This window comes from Coriobacteriaceae bacterium, from assembly GCA_025992705.1.
Lineage (GTDB): Bacteria > Actinomycetota > Coriobacteriia > Coriobacteriales > QAMH01 > QAMH01.
The window spans coordinates 782,454-805,558 of the sequence record DAJPGJ010000001.1 but is presented as its reverse complement, the minus strand read 5'-3'; the positions used below and the strand labels follow the sequence as shown (position 1 = coordinate 805,558).

The following is a 23,105-nucleotide window of genomic DNA, read 5'->3' as shown; positions in this document are numbered from 1 at the left end:
CTCGCAGAAAGGCGATCTCATGCCCAAGCGCACCGATATCCATAAGGTAATGATCATCGGATCCGGCCCCATCATCATCGGCCAGGCGTGCGAGTTCGATTATTCGGGCACGCAGGCGTGCAAGGCGCTCCGCTCGCTGGGTTACGAGATCGTCCTCGTCAACTCCAACCCGGCCACCATCATGACCGACCCCGACATCGCCGATCGCACCTACATCGAGCCCCTCAACGTCGAGCGCCTCGAGCAAATCATCGCGCTCGAACGCCCTGACGCGCTGCTCCCCAACCTGGGCGGCCAGTCCGGTCTCAACCTTTCGAGCGAGCTTGCCGAGGCGGGCATCCTCGACAAGTACGGCGTCAAGGTCATCGGCGTCCAGATCGATGCCATCAAGCGCGGCGAGGACCGCGAGGAGTTCAAGAACACGATGGAAGAGCTCGGCATCGAGATGGCCCGCAGCCGCGTCTCGCATACGGTCGAGGAAGCCGTCGAGATCGCCGAGGAGCTCGGCTACCCGTGCGTGCTGCGCCCCGCCTACACCATGGGCGGCACCGGCGGTGGCCTGGTCTACAACATCGACGAGCTCAAGACCACGGTCGCACGCGGTCTGGCCGCGTCCCCGGTCACCGAGGTGCTCGTCGAGGAGAGCGTCCTGGGCTGGGAGGAGCTCGAGTTCGAGGTCGTCCGCGACGCCAAGGGCCAGCTCATCACCGTCTGCACCATCGAGAACATCGACCCGATGGGCGTGCACACGGGCGACTCGTTCTGCGCCGCCCCCATGCAGACCATCTCGCAAGAGGTCATCGACCGCCTGCAAAAGAAGAGCTACGCGATCGTCGACAAGGTCGGCGTCATCGGCGGCACCAACGTCCAGTGGGCGCATGATCCGGTGAGCGATCGCGACATCATCATCGAGATCAATCCGCGCACTTCGCGCTCGTCGGCACTTGCCTCAAAGGCCACGGGCTTTCCCATCGCGTTGGTCTCGGCCATGCTCGCAAGCGGCCTGACGCTCGACGAAATCCCCTGTGGCAAATACGGCACGCTCGACAAGTACTATCCGGATGGCGATTACGTCGTCGTCAAGTTCGCGCGCTGGGCCTTCGAGAAGTTCAAGGGCGTCTCGGACCACCTGGGTACGCAGATGCGCGCCGTGGGTGAGGTCATGGCCATCGGCAAGACCTACAAGGAAGCCTTCCAGAAGGCCATCCGCTCGCTCGAGAAGAACGTCTATGGCCTGGGCTTCGTGAAGGACTACAACGAGAAGACCCTCGACGAGCTGCTCACGCTGCTCAACTTCGCCACGCCCGATCGCCAGTTCCAGATGTACGAGGCGCTGCGCAAGGGCGCGACGGTCGAGCAGCTCCACGAGCTCACCAAGATCAAGGCCTACTTCATCGAGCAGATGAAGGAGCTCGTCGATGCCGAGGAGCGTATCATCGCCTGGTCCGCCGAGCATCCCGCGCAGATGCTACCCGCCGACGAGCTTGCCAGCGCCAAGCGCGACGGCTTCGCCGACCGCTACCTGGCCCAGCTTCTGCACCTACCCGAGACCCAGATACGCGAGGCGCGCCTTGACGCCGGCATAAAGCAGGCGTGGGAGGGCGTGCACGTGAGCTCCACGGCCGATTCCGAGTACTTCTACTCCACCTACAACGCACCCGACAAGAGCGAGCCGGCTCCTGGCAAGAAGATCATGATCCTGGGCGGTGGCCCCAACCGTATCGGCCAGGGCATCGAGTTCGACTACTGCTGCGTACACGCGGCCTTCGCGCTCAAGAAGCTCGGCTTCTCGACCATCATCGTCAACTGCAACCCCGAGACGGTCTCGACCGACTACGACACCTCGGACAAGCTCTACTTCGAGCCGCTCACCACCGAGGACGTGCTCTCCATCTACGAGAAGGAGCAGCCGGTCGGCGTCATCGCGCAGTTTGGCGGACAGACGCCGCTCAACCTCGCGAGCGAGCTCAAGGCTGCCGGCGTCAACATCCTGGGCACCAGTCCCGAGATCATCGACCTGGCCGAGGACCGCGACCGCTTCCGTGAGGTCATGGACAGCCTGGGCATCCCCATGCCCGAGGCGGGCATGGCCGTCACCGTCGAGGACGCCCTCAACATCGCACACGAGATCGGCTATCCCGTCATGGTGCGCCCGAGCTACGTCCTGGGCGGGCGCGGCATGGAGGTCGTCTACGATGACGAGACCCTGAGCCAGTACATGGCCGCCGCCGTGGGCGTCACCCCCGACCGTCCCATCCTCATCGACCGCTTCCTGCAGCACGCGCTCGAGTGCGAGGCCGACGCCATCTGCGACGGCACCTTGGCCTTCGTGCCCGCCGTCATGGAGCATGTCGAGCTCGCGGGCATCCATTCCGGTGACTCGGCCTGCATCCTGCCGAGCCTCAACATCTCCGAGGAGCACCTCGCCACCATCAAGGACTATACGCGCAAGATTGCCGAGGCCATGCACGTCTGCGGCCTCATGAACATGCAGTACGCCATCGAGGGCGACACCGTCTACGTGCTCGAGGCCAATCCGCGCGCAAGCCGCACCGTACCGCTCGTCTCCAAGGTCTGCGGCATCCAGATGGTGCAGGTCGCCACCGACGTCATCACCGGCGAGATCACGGGTCGTCCCAGCCCCGTTCCCGAGCTGCGCGAGAAGGCCTTCTCGCATTACGGCGTCAAGGAGGCCGTCTTCCCGTTCAACATGTTCCCCGAGGTCGACCCCGTCCTCGGCCCCGAGATGCGCTCGACTGGCGAAGTCCTGGGCCTGGCCGGCAACTTTGGCGAGGCGTTCTTCAAGGCCCAGGAGGCCACGCAGACGGTGCTGCCGCTTTCGGGCACCGTGCTCATCACCGTGAACAACCGTGACAAGGAGGAGGCCGTCGACGTCGCCCGCGAGTTCGAGCGTGCCGGCTTCTCCATCGTCGCCACGGCGGGCACGGGTGCGATGCTCAGGGAGCATGGCATCGCCTGCGACACCATCAACAAGCAGGGCGAGGGAAGGCCCGACATCCTCGACGCCATCACCAACGGCGAAATCGACTTCGTCATCAACACGCCGTCCTCCACGCAGGAAAGCGCCGCCGACGACAGCTACATCCGCAAGGCGGCCATCAAGGCGCACGTGCCCTACATGACCACGCTCGCCGCCGCCATGGCAAGCGCGCTGGGCATCCAGGCGGTCAAGGACGCGAGCGAGGCAAGCGTCATGTCGCTGCAGGACATCCACGCCACGATCGTGTAGTCAGATTTCGACATACCGAGCAAAACAGGACCCCGTCTCATGCACGATGGGGTCCTGTCATTTCGAGCGAAGCCGCCGAAGGCGGCGCAGTCGAGAAATCTCACTATCTAGCAGCGTCGATTTCACCGCGAATCGCGGACGGGATAACCCATTCGCCATTACGTCGTCCACCCTCACGTTGCAATAGTCCCTTTGCCTGCAGCTCGACAGTACGCGTCTTAACTGTCCTCTCAGAGATGCCAATCACCGCAGCGAGGCCCTTCTGCGTTATTCGTGGGTTATCTGCAATCAGACGAAGTACCGCGAGTTCTCCCAAAGTGCAATTCAAAGTGCAACTTTTGCACTTTGGGAACGCACTGCTTGCACTTAAAACTGTTCCGTCTTTTTCGAGAGCTCCATAATCGACATGCATAAATCGATTCTTGAGCTGATGAGTGTCCCGAACAGGGCGTCTCAAAAAAACGGTCGCCCCATCTGAAACGCCACGGTAAGCACGCCGTCATCGCACCGCAACGCACGGTTGGTATCCTTGCGGGGCAATGTGAGTTGCACCGGCATGGAAGGGGTCGAGGGCCAAGGGGGCTTTCGATCCCTTCAGCATGTTGGTAGCAACGATTCGTGCCCACAGCCCCAAACGCGAGAAGACCGAAGTCCACCGGCTTCGGTCTTCTCGAGAGAGCGGCGCGCCATGAACCTGAGGGTAGGGGGATTAATCCATGGCACGCCTCGGAAATGGGCATATCGCCTGCCGGAGGATCCCAGACATCCCCCCGGCAAGGATAGGAAAATCACCTTCCGCCCATGGGGATGAACATCGTTTCTTGCGAACCGTCCCACTTCTCGCGGGCACCGATGATGGCATCGTGGAGGTTCTTGGCACGCGGCTCGACGAACTGCACGGCAAAGCCCAGATCCTTGCGCATATCGGCAACCATGAACGAGGGCTTGCCCGCGTTGGCGCGCACCATTGCCTCGTCGGTGCCCGTCGCCCGCGCCTTCTCGAGCGCGTTCTCGAGGTCGGGATAGCCAACCGTGATCACGTCGATGCCGAGGAAATCGCAAGCGTCCTGGGCTTCGGCCAGGCTGTCCACGAAGATGTGCACGTGGTTGAGGCCGGGCTCTTCCTCCTTGTTGAGCTCGGTGAACATCGTGGGGATTGACCAATCGTTTTGCGTCACGACTTCTATGGAGTGGCTACCCCACGCGCCGTAGCAGGCATGGAACTCCAATCCCTCGCAATCGACCTCCTCGCCGTGATAGAGCAGCTTGCCAAAGGTGTTGGTCGTGTAGAAGAACGGCCCGGACCCGAACAGGCGGTTATGGGCGGTCATGAACGCGCGCCAGTCAGGTGCGCAAAAGCCGAGTTGGTGCACCCAGTCCTTGCCTTCGAAATAAGTCGAGTAATCTTTCATGGTCATGCATGTCCTTTCTTCTTGCACAAGGATTAAACGCCTCATGCAATGAAATCTAGTCGAGCTGCTTTGCCATCGTCATGCCAAACTTGCCACCATCCAAGATGAGGTCGACGCCCGTCAGATACTCCAAACCGGGTTCGAGCATGCGCACGATGAATTCGGCCATCTCGTCAGAATCTCCCAGACGGCCAAACGCAGTGCCACGTTCGATGCCGGCGACCGTCTCCTCGGATGCCTCGCGCAACATGGGTGTGTCAAAGGCCCCTGGCGCGATGGAGAAGATGCGGCAGCCCCTCTTCCCGAACCGCCGCGTGTTCGCACGCGTGTAATACTGCGTAAAGGTCTTGGATATCGGATAGTACTGGTAGTCCTCGCCCATGGCACGCATGGCCTCGGGCACCTCACGCGCATCTATGGCCGCCTTGACCTTGTCGAAGAACGCAGGGTTGTTGGGATCGTCCCAAATCTCGCGCTCCTCGGGCGTGGGCTGCACGAAGTATCCCGTGATAGACGAGTAGTTCACCAAAGCCGAGCCCTCTTCGAGATAGGGCAGGAACGCCTCGACGAAATTGACCGTTCCCACCATGTTGACCTTGACGATGAGGTCACCACCGCCCGTATCAACGCCCGCGGCGTTCACCACGTTTCCCAACGGCGCAATCGAGACCGCATAGGCCGCGAACTCGTCGAGAGAGGCGCGATCGGCGATGTCGACCGTCTTCCCGTAGGCCTCGACGCCGTCGGCTTCGAGTTTGGCGACGGCATCGGCAAGGCGCTTCTCGTTGCGTCCTCCTACCAGCACGGGGCCAAACTTGCCCAGCGCCTTGGCAGTGGCAAGGCCCATGCCCGATGTTCCGCCTGCCACGACTTGCAATCTTTTCATCTCGTTACCCACCTATCCGGGCGGCCGCAAGCACGAACGGCCGCCCCTTGATCGAAAATCAAATAACCTACTCGGCATCCGCCTCAGCCTCGGTGGGCTTCTTGAGGAGGAACGTGATGAGGAGCAGGACAATCCAGGCGACCAGCGAGACGATCATGCACAGACGCATGCCCGTCGCCGGGTCCATCGCCACAAGCAGAGTGAAGACCGCCATGCCCACGCCAGCACCAAGGTTCTGGCCCAGCTGGATGACGGAGTTGCCGAGCGTGCGCAGATTGGCCTTGAGCATAATCTGCGGTGCTGCGGACTGCGTGACGGTTTGCTGCGAGTTGAAGAAGCCGCCCAGGAAGGTGAGAATGTAGATGACCCACACGGGCACGCCGGGCACGAGCACGAGCACGAAGGCGCCCATGATGAGAACACGCCACACGTTGCCAAAGGTCATGACCCACTTCGCCGTGTTCTGCTTGGCAATGATCCTGCCGAACACGGGCCCGAGGAACAGGCCGAGCACGGCCATGAGCGAAGTCGACAGACCGCCGGCAAGCGCGGGGCCTATCGTCTGCACGATGGGGTCGGTCGCGAGTGTGCGCATGATGAAGCCGGGGATGAAGAACGAAATCGACATCGCGCCGAAGTTATGCAGGAAGTTCGAGCCCGTCAGCACGAGCGTGTTGCGATCCTTGAGGGCGTTGAGCGGAACGATGGCGTCGTCCTTCTTCTTCCTGATAATGAAGACGAGCACGATGAGCGCGATGACGGACACGATGAGCAGCCCCGTGTTGAGCGGCGTGCCGAACTTGACGTAGCTGCTGCCCATGGAAAGCGCGATGATGAGGCAACCCAGGAAGATGGTGATGACTGCGGCACCGGCGAAGTCGAACTTACCGCCCTTAACGGCCAGAAATGCGACCTCCTCCTTCTTTACCTTGACGCCCATGAGAATGAGGATCGCTCCCAGGGCGAGGAAGGCGAAGAGGATGAAGCACCACACGCGCCAGCCGATCTGGTCGATGACCAGGCCACCCACGAAGGGTCCGGCAAGGATGCCGATGGACATCATCGTGCCCACGAGGCCGAGGTACAAGCCCGCCTGCTTCTTATCGTATATGTCGCGAATCATGGTGAAGCCAATGGCGAAGACGCCGGCGCTCACCAAGCCCCAGAAGATGTTCGCGGCGATGATCATGAACATGTTGGTCGCGATGCCGCGGATGAGGAGCACCAGAGCGCCCACGACGAGCGAGCCGCCGGCAAGCAGCCGCTTGGAGGCCGGGTTGCGCGCGCCGATGAAGCCGTAGATGGGCATGGCGCAGACGCCGATGATGCCGCTGACTCCCTGAGCAAGACCGTAGATGTCCATGCCGCCGATGTCGGCTGCTGCGGCGGGCAGCATGACCGAGTTCGTATTCGATACGAGCATGTTTGCGATGACGGCGAGATAGAGGCCTATGACCGTCATCATCTTCTTTGCGTTCGGAGCGTCCAGAAACGGATTTCTCGGCTCCTCCTTAACCTGATCCATCAGGTTCTCCCTTCTTGTAATCCCACCTTGTCCCATTCGTTAACAGAGTTCTCCGCCATCGACCACAAGATGCTGTCCAGTCATGAAGCTGGACGCATCCGAGGCAAGATAGAGCACCGCGTTCGCGCAGTCGGACACCTTTCCCGTGCGACCGAGGGGAATCTTCGCCAGAATCCCCGGCGCAATCTTCTGGAAGATGTCATCCGATCCTTCGGGGTGCGTCATGTCGGTCTCGATGAAGCCCGGATACAGCGTGTTCATGCGCACGCCCTCCGGAGCCAAAAGCTTGCCGATGCATGGCGTGAGCGCGCGTATGGCGCCTTTGGTAGCCGTGTAGGCAACCGAACCCGCGGCCTTCCACGCGGCAAGCGAGGCAACGGGGATAATCGCGCCGACGTCGTTCTTGGCGCACTCCTCCCAGCCATGCTTGATCATGAACATGACGCCATCCAGGTTGACACCCAGGACCTTGCGCCAGTTGTCCGTATCAAACGCTGTCTCGAGTCCGCCCGAAACGGAAAGCCCCGAGATTCCGGCGGAAAGCACCATGATGTCGAGACGCCCGAACGTGGCGACACACTCCTCGATGGCGGCCTTGCAATCTTCCTCGTTCGAGACGTCGGTGACGCGGTATTCCGCACTGGCGCCGGCTGCCTCGATCTCCTCGACCGCCTTTTGCAGCTTGTCCTCGCGACGCGCCGTGAGAAACACCTTGGCACCGTGCTCGGCGAGGACCTTTGCCGACTCGTTCCCGATTCCATGGGAGCTCGCGCCCGTGATGAGGGCAACGCGCCCCGTCAGGTCAAAGGGATCCTTCATTTCCATCGCCTTTCCTCTCCATGTCCTTGTGATTTGGGTGCATGTCGATTCCCGAACCCCGCGCTGTCCCTCTCGTGAAACGAAGGGACATGCGCGCATGCGTCGGGCCCCCCAGCTCGACATCTTCAAAGATGGGCGAAGTGGCCGGTCTATTCAATTTGCAATGATTCTGAATTGGGAACAATGCCAGGGCAGCTGGAACCGCTGGGCACGTTTGGGGAACACATCGCGATCATCCGCACCCGATTGGCACAGATTAGGCGATTTGTTTCCTCACCCTGGATTAGTCCTTGGTCGATGGTGGGAATGTCGTCAACCAGAACTGCCGGGTCATCTCGTCATACAGCTTGGCAAGCTCACGGGGCGTATAGGGCAAGTCATCGCTCACCCACTTCTGTATGAACATGGCCTGGGACGAGGCGAAGAAGTAGGCGGTGTAATCGGCTTTCCGGATGTCTCCCATCCACTCGTAGGAAGTGAGAATGTCGATGTTAAGATCGTAGATGGCGTAGGTCGCGATGCGGATGAACGTATCATCCCTGCCCCTCATGGGGCCAAGGAGCTTGCCGTAGAAAGCGGCGGATTCGTAGATTTTCTCGTAAACCTTCTCATAGAAGAGCATGCTCATGTCAAATGCCTGCTTTTGCGTCAGTGCCACGTTGAGGCTTTCGATGGGCTCGATGACATCCTGTTTGAAAATCGTGGACAGGACATCGTCCTTGTTCTCGAACATGTTGTAGAAAGACTTACGGGAGACGTGGGCGTTTTGGCATATGTCCGATACGGTTATGCTCGTGTAGGGCCTTTCCTCGACCAGCTCTTTCAGGCTCGAAATTATCGCGCTCTTCGCATCCCCCATAGTCGTCCCCCTCGACTCTATTCTCTACCCAAGGAGCACGCTCCTCCTATGCCCTAGGCCATGACTTCGCATCAGTGCTCGCCAGCAGCAAGCGATTCCTGTAGCCTGTCGCAGCCGCACGTGCACCCCTCGGGATGCAGCTCATGCTCGATGGGCGTCTCGCTCACGACATCGACTAAGGTGATGTCGAAGTTGAGGTTCTGGCCTGCGAGCTCGTGATTGCAATCGAGCACCACCTCTTCGTCGCCCACCTCGAGCACGCGCACGCGCATGACATCGCCCTCGGGCGTCTGGATGCCCAGCATCGCGCCCACCGGGAGTGCCTCGCCATTGGGAAGCGAGGTCACGGGCATCGAGATGACGAGGGCCTCGTCGCGCTGCCCGTAGGCGCGATCAGCCGGGATGTGAATGCTGCGCGTCTCGCCCACTTTCATGCCCATCACGGCATAATCGAAATCGGGCAGCACGACGCCGCTTCCCGCCACGAACTCGAGCGGCTCATCTTGGGCCTTCGTGCTCGCAAACTCCGTGCCGTCATCGAGTTTGCCGCGATACTCGACGATAACGCGATCCCCCTGGTTAACCATATTGCTCCCTCATCTCTCGCGATTCTTCCCGCGCGCGACGGCGCCGGAGTACATGTTCACCCACGCGCCATCGCGTCGCTCGTAAAACGGCTTGAGCACGATGTGCCCTCCGTGCGACCCCGAGCCGTGACACGCGATGACGCCTTCCTCGACGATGCCATCGAGCACGAAGACGTCAGCTTCCACCTCGTAGTAACGACGACCATCGGAGCCCAGGAATGCTCCCGAGCTCCGATCGATGGCCACGACTGGTATTTCACGCAAACGGGCTTTTGCCATGCGAATCTAGCGTCCCATCATCGCCATGACGTCCTGAATGCCCACGAGGGCGACGTCATCCGGCCACTTCTGGTGCACGCCCATGCCCATCTGCCGCACTTGTTCGAGCGGCGGATTGATCTCGATGTACTGCCCGAGCTGTTCGCGTGCGTCGACGTAGACCACGCGCATCCCGGAGCCCGAGACCATGTCCATGGCGACCTCGATGCCGGCAGCGGCAAATTCGTCGACTGCCTCCTGCACGTCGTCGACCCAGATGCAGTAGTGATGCAAGCCGTAACGCCCCGCCTCGGAGTACGGGCTCGGACAATCGCTCTTGTCCTCGATGAGCTCGATCTCCATGTCGCCGAGGTACCCGATTGCCGTGCGCATCTTGACTGGCTGCTCGACGCCACGAATCTTGCAGCTCTCTGGGGCGTTCACACCCATGTCGATGAACGGGCCTGCGCCGAAGAGATCGTGATACAGCTGTGCCGTCTCCTCGATACTCTCCACGCTATACCCGAGCTGTCTGATGCCGTATTTCTCGAAAAGCTCCTTGCCCATGGTTCCTCCTCATGTGAGTAGATGCATTCGCGCTCGCGAAAAGAGCAGGCCGCCGACACATGCCGACGGCCCTTTGCCCCAGACTTACGCAAGCGGAATGTCGCCCAGTCCCTTGTCTTCCTCGAGCGTGCTCACCTCGAGAGCGGCCCTCTTGCCACCCTTCTCGATCTCGACACGCCACTCGGCATCCGGCAGGTCCTTGAGCCAGAAGTCACCCCAGCTGTCGGTCGTTGCCGTGACCGTTCCCTCGGCGCAGGTCGCGGTGACGGTCGCGCCCTCGACAATCTCCTCGGCCTCCGGGTCATACACCGTGCCGGCGATGAACTTCTTGGGCAGGCTGCGGTAGTAGACATGCGGATCGGTCTTGTACTCGGGATGGAGTACCTCGCAACCCGTCAGGTCGAAGTCCTCGGCCTCGCCAAACTGGATGACGTCGAGATGGCAGTTGTCCATGCAACGCGGCACGCGGATGGGCTGCTCGGGATCGTCGATGAGATGCGCGCAACCCGTGCACTTCTGCGGAATCTCCTTCTCCTCGTTCCAGTAGATGACATGGTACGGGCAGGCGTCGACGATCTGCTTCTGGCCCTTGGCCTTGACCGGGTCGATGACGACCAGTCCGTCGTCGCGGCGGTAGACCGCGTCGTCCTTTGCCGCCTTGATGCACGGCGCGTTGCCGCAGTGGTTGCACAGGCGCGGGGTGTAGCTTACCTTGACGTGCGGTGCATGCCCGCGCTCCTTCTGCTCGACCTTCATCCAGAACTGGCCGATCTCGGGCTGCTCCTCGGCATACGGCATCCAGCAATTGCCGCAGTGCTCGTCCTTGCAGGCGATCTGGCAGTTATGGCAGCCAACGCAGCGGGTGGGATCTATGACGAATACCTTCATGGTTGACCTCTCTCTATTTCTCGATGACCCACGACTTGCGGTTGATGCCGATGGCCGGGTCATAGTCGCGGGCAAATGCCTCGGGGTAATCGCGCTTCCAGCCCTCGTACTCCTCGTCGGTGACCTTGGCGACTTCCACCAGGTATCCGGTGACCGCAAAGCCCTTGCAATGCTTGGAGATCTGGTTGCCCGGGCAGATGAGGTTGGCGGCACCACCACGGTCCAGGTGCGGGGCGATGGGGTCGACGCGGCTGCCCTTGGCGATGACCACAGACGGGCCGGTGACGCGCTCGGAGATGCGGGCACCACACAGGATCGTGCCGCGCTCGTTGAACATCTTGACGATGTCACCGTCCTCGATGCCACGGCGCTCCGCCTCCTCCGGGCTGATCCACAGCGGCTCATAGAGGTAGCCGTCCTTGCCCTTGACCTTGCAGGTCTCGATCTCGCGGAACCACTTGATGTCGTCGCCCTGGACGTGCACGCGCCACTTGGCCGGGTTGGCCGTCACCAAGAGCGGGTATTTCTTGGCGCGCTCGCCCCACAGCGTCTCGTCATGCGTCCAGCCCTCTTCCTTGGGACCGCCGATGATCCACTTGGCCATGGGCTGGCGCTCCTTGTCGTCGGGGAAGTTGTCGGCCAGCGCCTGGCTCCAGAACTCGATCTTGCCAGTGGGCGTGTCCAGCGGGAACTCCTCGGGGTTCTCGTAGAAGTTGCGCATGCCCGGCTTCATGTCCTGCCAGTTCTCCTCCAGCTTCGGGTAGTAGTAGCCGCGCTCCTTGTAGTCCTCCCATTCGATCTCCTCGGGCAGGCGCGAGCTCATGAAGGCAGTCTCGATCCACATGTCATCGCTCATGCCCTTGTCGATTGCCTCGCGCACGCCAAAGCGCTCGCCGATGGTGCAGGCGATCTGGAAGTCAGACAGACTCTCGCCCTGGTGCTCGATGGCAGCCGGCGTGAGACCCGCATGGCGCAACGGCACCTGGGACGAGGCACCCATGTCATCGTTGTCCTCGAGGCAGGTGGTGACGGGAAGGACGAGGTCCGCAAACAGCGAGTCGTTCTCGAGCCACTGGTGGTTGGTCACGAAGAACTCGACCTCGTCGGTGCGGATGGCGTCCTGGTAGTTGAAGCCGCCGTCCCAGCAGTTCATGTTGCAGGGCTTCTCCGACCACAGCATGTGGATGCGGTTGATCTTGGGCTCCTCGGTGGGGATGGGCTGACCCATGCGCTCGGCCATGGCCTGCTGCATGGCAAGCGCGGCCTTGGGGTTGCCGGGATAGTTGAACTCCTGGAACTGCTCGCTGTTCTCGACGTACACGATGCAGGGGCTTCCCCACCACTTGGCCTTGCCGGTCTGCAGCGCCTCGGCGATCATCGTGCGCGGCAGGCTCTGGGCGCTGGGGAAGAACATGCGACACTGGATGGCCATGGTGAACGGCGCGGTCGTGGAGCGTGCGATTCTCTCCTTGGCGGTGACTTGCGCGGAGAGGTGGTACTGCTGCACACCGGGCTTGCCCAGGCCCTGCATGGCGAGCATGTAGGCAGAGGTGCGGGCGGGCTCGTGGCTGTACGGCGTCTTGATGTGGCCGGAGCTGTAGTGCACGTGCGCGGTGACCTTCTTGGCCATGTTGCGCGCAAAGGCCTTGATGGTCCATGGCGGCACGCCGCAACGCTCGCTTGCCCACCTGGCATCCTTGACCTCGCCGTCCTCCTTGCCCATGACATAGTCGACGAGCTTGTCGAAGTGCACGGTGTGCGTGTCGACGTAATCCTTGTCGTAGAGGTCCTCGGTGATCCACGTGTGGATCACGCCAAAGTGCAACGCTGCATCCGTGTTGGGGAGCACGGGGATCCACTTCATGTTGTGGCAGACGTTGGTGTAGTTGCAGAACGGGTCGACGCTCACCATCTCCTTGCCCAGGCGCTCCCAGTAACCCATGACCTGCGAGAGGAACATCGAGGCGTAGTTGGTGGTGAGCTCGTAGTCACCAGCGTCGAAGACCAGCAGCTCGGAATTCTTGCAGATGTCAGGAAGGACGTTCCACGAGTTGAAGTCGGTCTCGGGAGGTGCCACCAGGCCCAGGCCGTGATTCGCGCCCGCGCCCCACACGTGCTTGGCACCCCAGTACCAGCCCTCGACGGAGTCCGGCGTGCGCGTCTCGCGCGTGTAGCCGCCCAGCTTGTCCATGAGGTTGGCGTGCATGCCGCCGCCGGCGTGCAGGTCCTTGGACTCGCGGTGGCCATCCTCGCCCACGCATATGACCGAGTACGGGCCATAGGTATCGATGATGCGCCTGAGCTCGCTCTCCATGATGTCGAGCGCCTCGTCCCAGGAGATCTCGACGAACTTGGACTTGCCGCGGTTGGCCGCGTTGATCTTTGCGGGGTCGCCGCCCGGCTCCCAGTCCACGCGCTTGAGCGGCCTGAGCACGCGGTTCTTGGAGTACACGCGGTTCTTGTAGGCAAGCGCCATCCAATTGGGGCAAGTCTTAATCGTCGGCTTGAACACCTCGCCGTCGACGTCAATCTCCCACATCGAGTCCTTCAGCTCGTCGAGCGTGTACTTGGTGTCGATGCGAAACGGCCTGATGCGCACGATCTTGCCGTCCATGGTGTCGACCGCGGTCATCTCACCGCCCGTACCGCCGCAAGCAATGCTCTGGAGCGTCGTCTCCATCTTGCTCATGTGCTCTCCTTCCTCTCATCTTCATGGCATTGGGCATGCGAAAGACACACCTTTGCCACCTTGTGCATCTATCTTCTTCTGCATGGAGGGAGCGCACAATTTACAAAGTCAACGAGTCATTGACGTGCGAAAGCAATCTGGGTGCTTCGTGATGTGCGGGATTACAAATCAATTCGTTTGTACATCCTCTTGCGAGAATGATGTACGAAAATGAGCCTACTGCTTGATGCTGCGCCAAAAGCTCGCAGTAATGGAGCTGTAGAGCGTGGAAAGCTCGTGCGGTGTCATGGGAAAGCCGTCACTTACCCACTTTTGCATGAGCATGGCCTGCGAAGATGCGAAGAAGTACGAGACGTAGTCGGCTTTGAGGGGATCCGTCAGAGTCGAAACGCTCGGGATAAGATGCATGTTCAGGTCGTAGATGACATGCGTGACCACGCGCAGGAAGGTGTCGTCGTGGCCACGCATGGGCCCGACGAGGTTACGATAGAACTCCCCGTTGCCTGCCAGGCGCTCGTACATGCGCTCGTTGATGAGTTCCATCATGGGGTCGAGGTCGTTGTTGGTTAGCAGGCGATTGAGGTCGCGGATGGGCTGGATGACATCCTCCCGGAAGATATAGGTGATGACGTCTTCCTTGTCCTCGAAGTTGGCGTAGAAGGCGTTGCGCGAGACGCCCGCGCGCTTGCACAGCTCGTTGACCGTGATCTTGTCGTAGCGCATCTCCTTGACCATGCCGGTAAACGCCTCGATGACACGCTCCTGCGTCGCCGTCATTATGCCTCCTCCGCAATAATTCCCCTTGCGGTGAATTGTAGCATCTCGGACGCACGGCGGCGTCGGATGACGATGACGCGCTTGGTCGGTCACTGACCAACCATCTTTGCCAAATGACAAAGACAGCCGGTCACTGACCGTATATCCTTGTCGTGATGAGGTCACAAACGGCAATCTCCGCCACGCCTGCAGGTAACCCGCCTTTGCGCAGGGGCCGCGCTTCACGCGGCACGCGGAGCACCTAAAAGGCGCCCCCTGCGAAATCGTGCCCGCGAGCCAATCCTTGCGCAGGGACCTGATGCACTAGGCCATCTCGAGCTCGCGAAAGGGCGTTATCGTGGCAAGCTCGTCTTCGATGCTGCGTCGGGCAAGCTCTGTGTCGTATGCCGCCTGGGCACGTAGCCAATAGCCATCCGTCAGGCCGAAATACCTGCAGAGCCGCAGGTCCGTATCCGCCGTGACCGCACGCTTGCCAGCAACGATCTGCCCGATGCGGCCGGCAGGCACGTGAATATCCTTTGCCAGGCGATACTTGGAGATGCCCATGGGCTTGAGGAACTCCTCCTCGAGGAGCTCGCCTGGCGAGACGGGCACGATTGCATATTCGACGGTTCCCATGGCTTGACCCCCTAGTGATAGTCGACTATCTCGACGTCAGCGCACCCGGCCTGCGTCCAGACAAAGCAGATGCGGTACTGATCGTTTATGCGAATGCTATGCTGGCCCTCCCGGTCGCCCTTCAGGGCCTCGAGATGATTGCCGGGCGGCACACGCAAGTCGTTGAGCGACCCGGCAATCTGGAGCTGACGAATCTTCCTGAGCGCCGCCCTCTCGATATTCGCGAAGCGGGCTACATGCTGTCCGTCGGCAAGTTTGCGCGTATCCGAATCTTTGAACGACTTTATCATGGAAGAATATTAACGCATTACGTTAATGACGTCAAGCATCAATACTTATCATGCACTTGTCTTCGCCCGCGAATCATCCTTTGCGCAGGGGCCGCATTCCATGCGGCCCGCGGGGGAGGCAACTCTTCGCGAGCAGAACGGGCCAGATGAAATCCGGCCCACAAATCCGGCAAATCGTCGGAGTGAGTCGCAAAATCCAGATGCGCTGCCGGCGATTCCGGCAGCGCATCCGCGTAAGGGGGGGGTGGATACGCTCCATGAGGGGAAGGCTCACCCGACATGATTCCAGACACGTCAAGACGCCCAGTTGAGGAAAAGGAGCTAATGCGATGGACAGGCATCTGTCACTGCGAATCCTGATACGTATAATGCAGAGCACGTTATGCGCAATCAATTGCCACTCAACGTGAATCGTCCTCCCTTTGCATCAAACATGACGCACAGTCCATGTCGTGCATTACATATCACACGAGTTGTTGCCACCGCGTCTTCCTGAGCGAGCGCAAGCGAGTCGAAGGATGACGGAGCTTACCTCAAACGCGTGAACAGGGCTACGTCCCCCTGTTCATGCGGCACTCCACTGTCCTTTCGGGATTCGCCATTATTTGGTTGATGCCGATATCGGGATTCGCCATGTTCATGCGGCACTCCACTGTCCTTTCGGGATTCGCCATTATTTGGTTGATGCCGATATCGGGATTCGCCATAATAGGGCCAATACCGATATCGGGATTCGCCATTGGAGACAAAGATGCATCGTAACGCCATGGCTAGACTTATCGCATGGAAAGATGACCTTCGCAGAAAGCCGCTCATCATCAACGGGGCAAGGCAGGTAGGGAAGACTTGGCTTGCGTTGGAATTCGGGAAGACTCATTTTGAGCAAGTCGCCCATGTAGTCTTTCTGGACAACGAGGAGATGCAGCACGCTTTTGAAAGAAGCCTTGACCCAGATCGGCTGCTCACTATCATCGGTGCCGCGACAGGCACGAACCCGCAATCGGGAGACGTCCTCGTCTTTCTGGATGAAATCCAAGAATGCCCCCGGGCGCTGACATCCCTCAAGCGCTTCTGCGAGGAAAGACCCGAGATTCCCGTTATCGCTGCGGGCTCCCTCCTTGGACTTGCCCTCAATCGTGCAACGGACACAGCTCCCAATGGAGCCTCCTGGCCTGTAGGCAAAGTAAACTACCTTGACTTGCATCCAATGGCATTCGACGAGTACCTCGAAGCTCTGGGGCAGGGGCAGTTCGCGGACATCCTCAGGTCAGGCGATGTGGAGATGGCAGACGCCTTTCACGAGCGTCTCGAAGAACATCTGAAGACGTACATGTACGTGGGGGGAATGCCCGAGGCTGTTACGGAGTACGTGGAAAGCGGAGATTTCGAACGCGTGCGTCAAGTGCAGACAGAGCTCATCAACGGATACGAACGCGACTTTGCAAAGCACGTGCCCAACCCAACCACGACCGAGCGAATCAGGCAAACGTGGAAATCAGTCCCCAGACAACTTGCCCGTGAAAGCGACATGAAGCGCTTTACCTATGCAGCGATAGAGGAGCATGCGCGCGGCCGTGACTATCGTGATGCAGTAGCATGGCTCATCGACGCCGGACTCGTGACGAAAGTCGAGCGCATATCGAAACCGGGAATACCCTTGGCAGGATATGCGGACAGCTCCTATTTCAAGCTCTACCTTCTCGACATCGGATTGCTGGGTGCAATGACCTCGCTTGACGCGAGCTCCATCATCATGGGGAACAAGCTATTCACAGAGTACAAGGGCGCTTACGCAGAGCAGTACGTCTGCCAACAGCTCGTGTCAACCAATTCGTGTGTCCCCTATTATTGGTCGGCAGATGGGAAGAACAAAAAGGGCGAAGTAGACTTCGTCGTGCAGAATGGTGCTTCGGTTTTGCCAGTCGAAGTCAAGGCCGAGGAAAACGTCAGGGGCTCAAGCATCGCCAACTTCGCAAAACGCTATGACATACAGAAATCCGTACGCTTCTCTGCTAAACCTTATAAAGACCAGGGCTGGCTTGTCAACGTCCCCTTGAACATGGCGGAATTTCTGTTCAAGGTGCCCGCCTTGCGTGATGGTGCCATGTAAAAGCCATGCCACTCCTGGGACATATGCTATATAGAACACATGTTCGATTTCGTGTATACTTGTATGCCTGACCTTGATGGCTCACGGCAGGCGGAAAGGAGACAGCATGGCGCAACGCTCGGCACGACAGATGAGCGTCGACGAGCTGCGCACGCAGATCTCCCAGCGCCTGCGCTCCAATGCCGCCTTCAGCAAGACCGTCTACCAGGAGCAGCCCATCATAATGACCGGCACGCAGCTCAAGAGCTTCGTGCCCGATGCCATACGCGAGGCGCGCCAGCTAGCCCGCAGCCACTACGCCCAAGGAGCCAGCACGACCGAGGTCTTCTACGAGCAGGCCCGCATGCTCGCGGGGTTCGAGGACGACTTCGATTTCGCCGGCAGCTTCTCGCATTACTACCCCACCTACGAGGACATGAGCAACGAGCAGCTGCGCGGCTACTTCACATGGAGAACGCAGGTACGGCGCGGTGCGGTCAAGCAGGGGCAGCTCTCGTTTGCCTACCTCTACCTCTACGAGCTCATCAACCTGGTGGGCGTTGCGGACGCGCTCGACGGCTACCGTGCCATGCTCGACTTTGGCACGGCATACCGCCAGTTCGACGCAACCTTTGGCAAGACTTTCGACCGCTGGCTCGACGACTTCGTCATCTACTACGGTCTCGACGCGACCCTTCTGCGCACGCACTCGTTTGCCACGCGTGACGTCGCCTTCGACGTGCTGCTGCATCGCGAGGATCGCACGCAAGACGAGCTCTTCGATGCGCTCGTCACGCTGGGCGACCACGACATCGAGGGCTCGCCGTTCTGCCTCGAGCACGAGGCAGAACTCAGGCGCCTCGTCGCACATACGTACGAGGTCGCCGCGCATCACCACGAGACGAAGCTCAAGCAGACCCTGCCCGAAAAGCTCGCGGGGCGTCTCGAGAAGGAACGCTTCTGGCCCTTCGAGCGTGCGGTCTTTGCAAACCCCCTTGCAATCGAGACGGCCAGCCTGGTCATCAGTCCGCATGACACCGTCTTCTGCCGCAACGGTGCCTGGTTTCGCGTGCGCCACCCAAAGCTCGAGGCGCCGCTGCCGTGGGTGACCCAGCTGCTCGAGACATGCGAGTGCATCCTGCGCGATGCCTACCAGTACCCCAACACGCTCGAGGTCACGCTTACCACCAAGTACCTTGTCAAGGCGGCAAAGACACTCGCGCGGCAAATGGCAGACGAGGCACGCGAGCGTGAGGCGCGTGCCGTGCACTTCGACTTTGGCAAGCTCGATCACATTCGCCAGGCCGCAAGCGAGACCTGCGAGAAGCTCATCGTCGATGATGACGAATCGCTTGGCGCCTCCGGCGCAGGGGCCGCCTTGCAGGCGGCCCGCGGGACGCGTGAAACGCGTCCCCTGCAAAAGGGAACCCCCGCATCTGGTGCCTCCGGTGCAGGGGCCGCCTTGCAGGCGGCCCGCACAGCCCAACACATCCCGAGCGGGCCGGATGAAATCCGGCCCCTGCAAAAAGACAACTCCCCGCTCGACTCCACCGAGTCCGCGTTCCTAGCCCTGCTGCTCGATGGTGGCGACCTGCGCGCGTTCGAACGCGAACACGCGTGCATCGCGTCGGTGCTCGTCGACTCCATCAACGACAAGCTCTACGACACCTTCGCCGACATCTGCATCGACGCAAGCAGCGGCGAGCCCATCATCATCGAGGACTACCGTCAAGATCTTCAATCCATTGTTTAATGCAGGGGCCGGATTCCATCCGGCCCGCGCGAGCACTAAGGAGCCCCATGCCAACACCCGCACCCGAAAAGAAAATCCCCAAGCGCATCGCGCAGACCGTCCTCAACTCCCTCAAGGGCGGCGTCGTGCCACGCGTGGGGCTTCCCTACGTCGCCGTGGGCCGCGATGCCGAAATCGACGCCCTGCTGCATGACGTCGACATCATCGCCGACGGTGGCGCGACCTTCCGCTTCATCGTGGGCAAGTACGGCAGCGGCAAGAGCTTCCTTCTGCAGACCATCCGCAACTACGCCATGGACCGCAACTTCGTCGTGATCGATGCCGACCTCTCGCCCGAACGCCGCCTGCAGGGAAGCAACGGCCAGGGGCTTGCCACCTACAAGGAGCTCATCCGCAACATGTCCACCAAGACGCGCCCCGAAGGTGGCGCGCTCACGCTCATTCTGGATCGCTGGATATCGGGCGTGCAGCAAGCCGTCCTGCAAGAGGGGCTCGAACCCGGCAGCGAGGCGTTCGACCAACACGTCGAGCTGCGCATACACGAGGTCGTCGAGACCCTCTCGGAGCTCGTCCACGGCTTCGACTTCGCGCAGCTGCTCGTCATGTACTACCGCGCCTACGTCGGAGATGACGACGATACCAAGGCAAAGGTCATAAAGTGGTTCCGCGGAGAATACGCCAACAAGACCGAGGCCAAGGCCGAGCTGGGGGTGCGCATCGTCATATCGGACGACGACTGGTACGAGTACGTCAAGCTCTTCGCGTCGTTCCTGGTCCAAGCTGGGTACGCCGGCCTGCTCGTGCTCGTCGACGAGCTCGTGAACATCTACAAGGTGCCCAATGCCATCACGCGCCAGTACAACTACGAGAAGATACTCACCATGTACAACGACACGCTGCAGGGCAAGGCACGTCATCTGGGCATCATCATGGGCGGCACACCGCAATGCGTCGAGGACAAGCGGCGCGGCATCTACAGCTACGAGGCCCTGCGCAGCCGCCTGGCCGAGGGGCGCTTCGCCGGCCAGCAATACAAGGACATGCTCGCCCCCATCATCCGCCTCGTTCCGCTCACGCACGAGGAGATGCTCGTCCTCACAGAGAAACTCACCGCCATCCACGGCCAGCTCTTCGACTACGAGCCCACGCTTTCCACCGACCAGCTCGCGCTGTTCATCAAGACCGAGTTCGAGCGCGTGGGCGCAGCCACGCACATCACGCCACGCGAGGTCATCCGCGACTTCATCGAGCTGCTCGACATCATGTACCAGAACCCCGATGCCCAGATAGAGGAGCTTCTGGCAAGCGAGGAGTTCACGAGTGCCGTGGCCACGCAGCTTTCCGATGACGTGACCGTGAGCGCGGACAACTCGAACCGGCCCGAGAACTTCGCCGAGTTCACGCTCTAGGAGGGCCCATGGACGTCTTCTCCTCCTATGCCCCCTTCATCCAGGACTTCATCTACCGTAACGGATGGGATAGCCTGCGATCGGTGCAAGTCGCCGCCGCAGACGCCATCCTCAATACCGAGGACAACGTCCTGCTCGCCGCATCCACGGCATCGGGCAAGACCGAGGCGGCGTTCTTCCCCATACTCACAAAGCTCTACGAAGAGCCGTCGGCAAGCGTGGGCGTCATCTACATCGCCCCGCTCAAGGCCCTCATCAACGACCAGTTTGGACGACTGGAGGAGCTTTGCGAAGAGGCGGAGATCCCGGTATGGCGCTGGCATGGCGACGTCGCCCAGTCGCGCAAGGCCAAGCTACTCAAGCACCCAAGCGGCATACTCCAGATCACGCCCGAGTCGCTTGAGTCGCTGCTCCTGCACAAGCATTCCTACATCCCCAAGCTCTTTGGTGATACGCGCTTCATCGTGATTGACGAGATACACTCCCTCATGCGCGCCGACCGCGGCGGACAGTGCCTGTGCCTCGTCGAGCGGCTGGGACGCCTGGCCGGCTGCAACCCGCGGCGCGTGGGGCTTTCGGCCACCATCGGCGACCTCGAGCTTGCGGGCCGCTTCCTGGGGGCAGGCTCGGGCCGCGACACCATCATCCCGCGCATCGAGGATGCGGGGCAGCGCTGGCGCCTGTCCATGTCTCACTTCTTCGTGGGAGAGGGCGCCGAGGAAATGGGTGAGACACATTGGACAGGTACATCTGTCTCATTGGCAGAATCCAATGAGACAGATGTACCTGTCCAATGTGTCTCACCCTCCCCGCCCGAACCCGCCACCGATGCTGCTCCCGCAGGCGCGGACCTCGGCCTCGGCTACATCTTCGAGCATACGCGTGGCAAGAAGTGCCTCGTCTTCTGCAACTCGCGCGAGGAGGCCGAAGGCGTCACCACCACGCTACGTCGCTATTGCGAGGCCAACAACGAGCCCGACCGTTTCCTCATCCATCACGGCAACCTCTCGTCGGCCGTGCGCGAGAGCGCGGAAGACGTCATGCGCGACGAGGAGCTCGACCAGACGACCGTCACCACGGCCACCCTCGAACTCGGCATCGACATCGGTCGCCTCGAGCGCGCCTTCCAGATCGATGCCCCCTTCACGGTGAGCGCGTTCTTGCAGCGCATGGGGCGTACGGGACGGCGAGGCTCGCCCCCGGAGATGTGGTTCGTCATGCGCGAGGACCGCGCCGAGCCGCGCACCACCCTGGGCGCGACCATCCCCTGGAAGCTCCTGCAGGGCATCGCACTCGTACAACTCTACCTCGAGGATCGCTGGGTCGAGCCACCGCGACTCGACCGCCTGCCCTACAGCCTGCTCTACCACCAGACCATGGCAACCCTTGCCAGTGGGGGCGAGATGACGCCGGCCGAGCTCGCGGCTCGCGTCCTTACCCTCGGGTACTTTCATCGCGTGAGCAGCGAGGACTTCCGCGTCCTGCTACACCACCTCATCGACATCGACCACATCCAGCTCACCGAGGAGGGCGGTCTCATCGTCGGCATCGCAGGCGAGCGCGTCATCAACAGCTACCGCTTCTACGGCGTCTTCCAGGAAAACGAGGAGTACACCGTTCGCAACGAGTCCCAGGAGCTCGGCACCATCGTGCTGCCACCGCCCGTGGGCGAAAAGCTCGCCATAGCCGGTGCCACCTGGCTCGTCGAGGAGGTCGACCACAAGCGCCACCTCGTCTACGCCACGCAAGTAAAGGGCCAAGTGCCGGCCTACTTTGGCGACTGCCCCGGCGACATCAACACGGTCGTACTCGAGCGCATGCTGCGCGTGCTCATGGAAGATGCGGATTATCCCTACCTCATGGACAACGCGCGCGGCAGGCTCGCCCAGGCCCGCTCGACCGCACGCAACGCCCATCTCGACCACATCCCGCTCGTCCGTCTGGGTGGCAACACCTGGGGGCTCTTCCCCTGGCTTGGCAGCTACGCCTTCCTCGCACTCGAGCGTTTCCTCAAGATCAAGTGCGCCGACCAGCTCCAACTCAAGGGTCTGGACTCGTCGCGTCCCTATTTCATGGAGTTTCGCATGAAGGGCGACGAGCAGCTCTTCTACGATGTGCTCGCGGAGCAGGCAACCACACCGTTCGATCCCCTTGACCTCGTCTATCCCGACGAAATCCCCATCTGGGAGAAATACGACGAATACGTGCCCATCGAGCTCATCCGCAAGGGCTTCGCCGAGAGTGTCCTCGACATCGACGGCATGCTCAAGCGCGTGCGCCAGTGGTGCGGCCTGCCAGACGAGAAGCCGCTGCAGCTCCCGGGCTAGACGCAGAGCTCAGTAATTGGAACCACATGGAATTTCGGTGACATGCGTGCTTTCAACAGCTGATGCCTAATCTTGCAAAAATCGCCTAAAAATGCAAAAATC

At 60.8% G+C, this 23,105-nt stretch carries 18 protein-coding genes; 5 read left to right on the top strand and 13 right to left on the bottom strand.

All coding sequences use genetic code 11. The features are described 5' to 3' along the window. The first annotated feature begins 19 nt into the window (after window positions 1-19). On the top strand, window positions 20-3,250 hold the full coding sequence (carB, locus tag OIM11_03585; protein HJJ00213.1) for a carbamoyl-phosphate synthase large subunit: 3,231 nt from the start codon (window positions 20-22) through the stop codon (window positions 3,248-3,250). A 788-nt stretch (window positions 3,251-4,038) separates the two neighbouring features. Here carB and OIM11_03580 read toward each other — a convergent pair. The 13 genes from OIM11_03580 to OIM11_03520 all read right to left on the bottom strand — a co-directional run bounded on the left by OIM11_03580 (window position 4,039) and on the right by OIM11_03520 (window position 15,425). Then, window positions 4,039-4,668, bottom strand: coding sequence for a hypothetical protein (locus tag OIM11_03580; protein ID HJJ00212.1), 630 nt, complete (start codon window positions 4,666-4,668; stop codon window positions 4,039-4,041). A gap of 49 nt (window positions 4,669-4,717) precedes the next feature. Further along, entirely contained in the window at window positions 4,718-5,548 is an 831-nt protein-coding gene (locus tag OIM11_03575; protein HJJ00211.1) for an SDR family oxidoreductase, read from the bottom strand. Window positions 5,549-5,615: 67 nt separating this feature from the next. Then, window positions 5,616-7,073, bottom strand: a complete 1,458-nt coding sequence (locus OIM11_03570; GenBank protein ID HJJ00210.1) for an MFS transporter — start codon at window positions 7,071-7,073, stop codon at window positions 5,616-5,618. A gap of 39 nt (window positions 7,074-7,112) precedes the next feature. After that, window positions 7,113-7,898 (bottom strand): SDR family oxidoreductase, encoded by a 786-nt coding sequence (locus OIM11_03565; GenBank protein HJJ00209.1) that lies wholly within the window; start codon window positions 7,896-7,898, stop codon window positions 7,113-7,115. A 277-nt stretch (window positions 7,899-8,175) separates the two neighbouring features. Beyond that, window positions 8,176-8,751 (bottom strand): TetR/AcrR family transcriptional regulator, encoded by a 576-nt coding sequence (locus OIM11_03560; GenBank protein ID HJJ00208.1) that lies wholly within the window; start codon window positions 8,749-8,751, stop codon window positions 8,176-8,178. Window positions 8,752-8,822: 71 nt separating this feature from the next. Next, on the bottom strand, window positions 8,823-9,338 hold the full coding sequence (locus tag OIM11_03555) for a peptidylprolyl isomerase (GenBank protein HJJ00207.1): 516 nt from the start codon (window positions 9,336-9,338) through the stop codon (window positions 8,823-8,825). Between the two features lie 9 nt (window positions 9,339-9,347). Beyond that, window positions 9,348-9,584: a hypothetical protein gene (locus tag OIM11_03550; GenBank protein ID HJJ00206.1), complete on the bottom strand. Its 237-nt coding sequence runs from the start codon at window positions 9,582-9,584 to the stop codon at window positions 9,348-9,350. 39 nt (window positions 9,585-9,623) lie between these two features. Further along, entirely contained in the window at window positions 9,624-10,163 is a 540-nt protein-coding gene (locus OIM11_03545) for a VOC family protein (GenBank protein ID HJJ00205.1), read from the bottom strand. A gap of 84 nt (window positions 10,164-10,247) precedes the next feature. Beyond that, window positions 10,248-11,051, bottom strand: a complete 804-nt coding sequence (locus tag OIM11_03540; GenBank protein ID HJJ00204.1) for a carboxypeptidase regulatory-like domain-containing protein — start codon at window positions 11,049-11,051, stop codon at window positions 10,248-10,250. Window positions 11,052-11,064: 13 nt separating this feature from the next. Further along, window positions 11,065-13,740, bottom strand: coding sequence for a molybdopterin-dependent oxidoreductase (locus OIM11_03535; GenBank protein HJJ00203.1), 2,676 nt, complete (start codon window positions 13,738-13,740; stop codon window positions 11,065-11,067). Between the two features lie 216 nt (window positions 13,741-13,956). Next, window positions 13,957-14,517, bottom strand: a complete 561-nt coding sequence (locus tag OIM11_03530) for a TetR/AcrR family transcriptional regulator (GenBank protein HJJ00202.1) — start codon at window positions 14,515-14,517, stop codon at window positions 13,957-13,959. A gap of 303 nt (window positions 14,518-14,820) precedes the next feature. Continuing rightward, window positions 14,821-15,135, bottom strand: a complete 315-nt coding sequence (locus OIM11_03525; GenBank protein HJJ00201.1) for a HigA family addiction module antitoxin — start codon at window positions 15,133-15,135, stop codon at window positions 14,821-14,823. Window positions 15,136-15,146: 11 nt separating this feature from the next. Next, on the bottom strand, window positions 15,147-15,425 hold the full coding sequence (locus tag OIM11_03520; protein ID HJJ00200.1) for a type II toxin-antitoxin system RelE/ParE family toxin: 279 nt from the start codon (window positions 15,423-15,425) through the stop codon (window positions 15,147-15,149). Between the two features lie 751 nt (window positions 15,426-16,176). Here OIM11_03520 and OIM11_03515 point away from each other — a divergent pair. The 4 genes from OIM11_03515 (at window position 16,177) to OIM11_03500 (ending at window position 23,003) form a co-directional block, all read left to right on the top strand. Further along, entirely contained in the window at window positions 16,177-17,535 is a 1,359-nt protein-coding gene (locus OIM11_03515; protein ID HJJ00199.1) for an ATP-binding protein, read from the top strand. Between the two features lie 106 nt (window positions 17,536-17,641). After that, entirely contained in the window at window positions 17,642-19,267 is a 1,626-nt protein-coding gene (locus OIM11_03510; GenBank protein ID HJJ00198.1) for a TerB N-terminal domain-containing protein, read from the top strand. 47 nt (window positions 19,268-19,314) lie between these two features. Then, on the top strand, window positions 19,315-20,676 hold the full coding sequence (locus tag OIM11_03505; protein HJJ00197.1) for an ATP-binding protein: 1,362 nt from the start codon (window positions 19,315-19,317) through the stop codon (window positions 20,674-20,676). Between the two features lie 8 nt (window positions 20,677-20,684). Further along, window positions 20,685-23,003 (top strand): DEAD/DEAH box helicase, encoded by a 2,319-nt coding sequence (locus tag OIM11_03500; GenBank protein ID HJJ00196.1) that lies wholly within the window; start codon window positions 20,685-20,687, stop codon window positions 23,001-23,003. Window positions 23,004-23,105: the final 102 nt, after the last annotated feature.

Excerpts from the sequence above, each read along its gene's own strand:
- OIM11_03575 (HJJ00211.1), bottom strand. The coding sequence starts at position 5,548 with ATGAAAAGATTGCAAGTCGTGGCAGGCGGAACATCGGGCATGGGCCTT.
- OIM11_03510 (HJJ00198.1), top strand. The coding sequence starts at position 17,642 with ATGGCGCAACGCTCGGCACGACAGATGAGCGTCGACGAGCTGCGCACG.
- OIM11_03530 (HJJ00202.1), bottom strand. The coding sequence starts at position 14,517 with ATGACGGCGACGCAGGAGCGTGTCATCGAGGCGTTTACCGGCATGGTC.
- OIM11_03515 (HJJ00199.1), top strand. The coding sequence starts at position 16,177 with ATGCATCGTAACGCCATGGCTAGACTTATCGCATGGAAAGATGACCTT.
- OIM11_03555 (HJJ00207.1), bottom strand. The coding sequence starts at position 9,338 with ATGGTTAACCAGGGGGATCGCGTTATCGTCGAGTATCGCGGCAAACTC.
- OIM11_03570 (HJJ00210.1), bottom strand. The coding sequence starts at position 7,073 with ATGGATCAGGTTAAGGAGGAGCCGAGAAATCCGTTTCTGGACGCTCCG.
- OIM11_03545 (HJJ00205.1), bottom strand. The coding sequence starts at position 10,163 with ATGGGCAAGGAGCTTTTCGAGAAATACGGCATCAGACAGCTCGGGTAT.
- OIM11_03520 (HJJ00200.1), bottom strand. The coding sequence starts at position 15,425 with ATGATAAAGTCGTTCAAAGATTCGGATACGCGCAAACTTGCCGACGGA.
- OIM11_03505 (HJJ00197.1), top strand. The coding sequence starts at position 19,315 with ATGCCAACACCCGCACCCGAAAAGAAAATCCCCAAGCGCATCGCGCAG.
- OIM11_03535 (HJJ00203.1), bottom strand. The coding sequence starts at position 13,740 with ATGAGCAAGATGGAGACGACGCTCCAGAGCATTGCTTGCGGCGGTACG.
- OIM11_03580 (HJJ00212.1), bottom strand. The coding sequence starts at position 4,668 with ATGACCATGAAAGATTACTCGACTTATTTCGAAGGCAAGGACTGGGTG.
- OIM11_03525 (HJJ00201.1), bottom strand. The coding sequence starts at position 15,135 with ATGGGAACCGTCGAATATGCAATCGTGCCCGTCTCGCCAGGCGAGCTC.
- OIM11_03540 (HJJ00204.1), bottom strand. The coding sequence starts at position 11,051 with ATGAAGGTATTCGTCATAGATCCCACCCGCTGCGTTGGCTGCCATAAC.
- OIM11_03500 (HJJ00196.1), top strand. The coding sequence starts at position 20,685 with ATGGACGTCTTCTCCTCCTATGCCCCCTTCATCCAGGACTTCATCTAC.
- carB (HJJ00213.1), top strand. The coding sequence starts at position 20 with ATGCCCAAGCGCACCGATATCCATAAGGTAATGATCATCGGATCCGGC.
- OIM11_03565 (HJJ00209.1), bottom strand. The coding sequence starts at position 7,898 with ATGGAAATGAAGGATCCCTTTGACCTGACGGGGCGCGTTGCCCTCATC.
- OIM11_03560 (HJJ00208.1), bottom strand. The coding sequence starts at position 8,751 with ATGGGGGATGCGAAGAGCGCGATAATTTCGAGCCTGAAAGAGCTGGTC.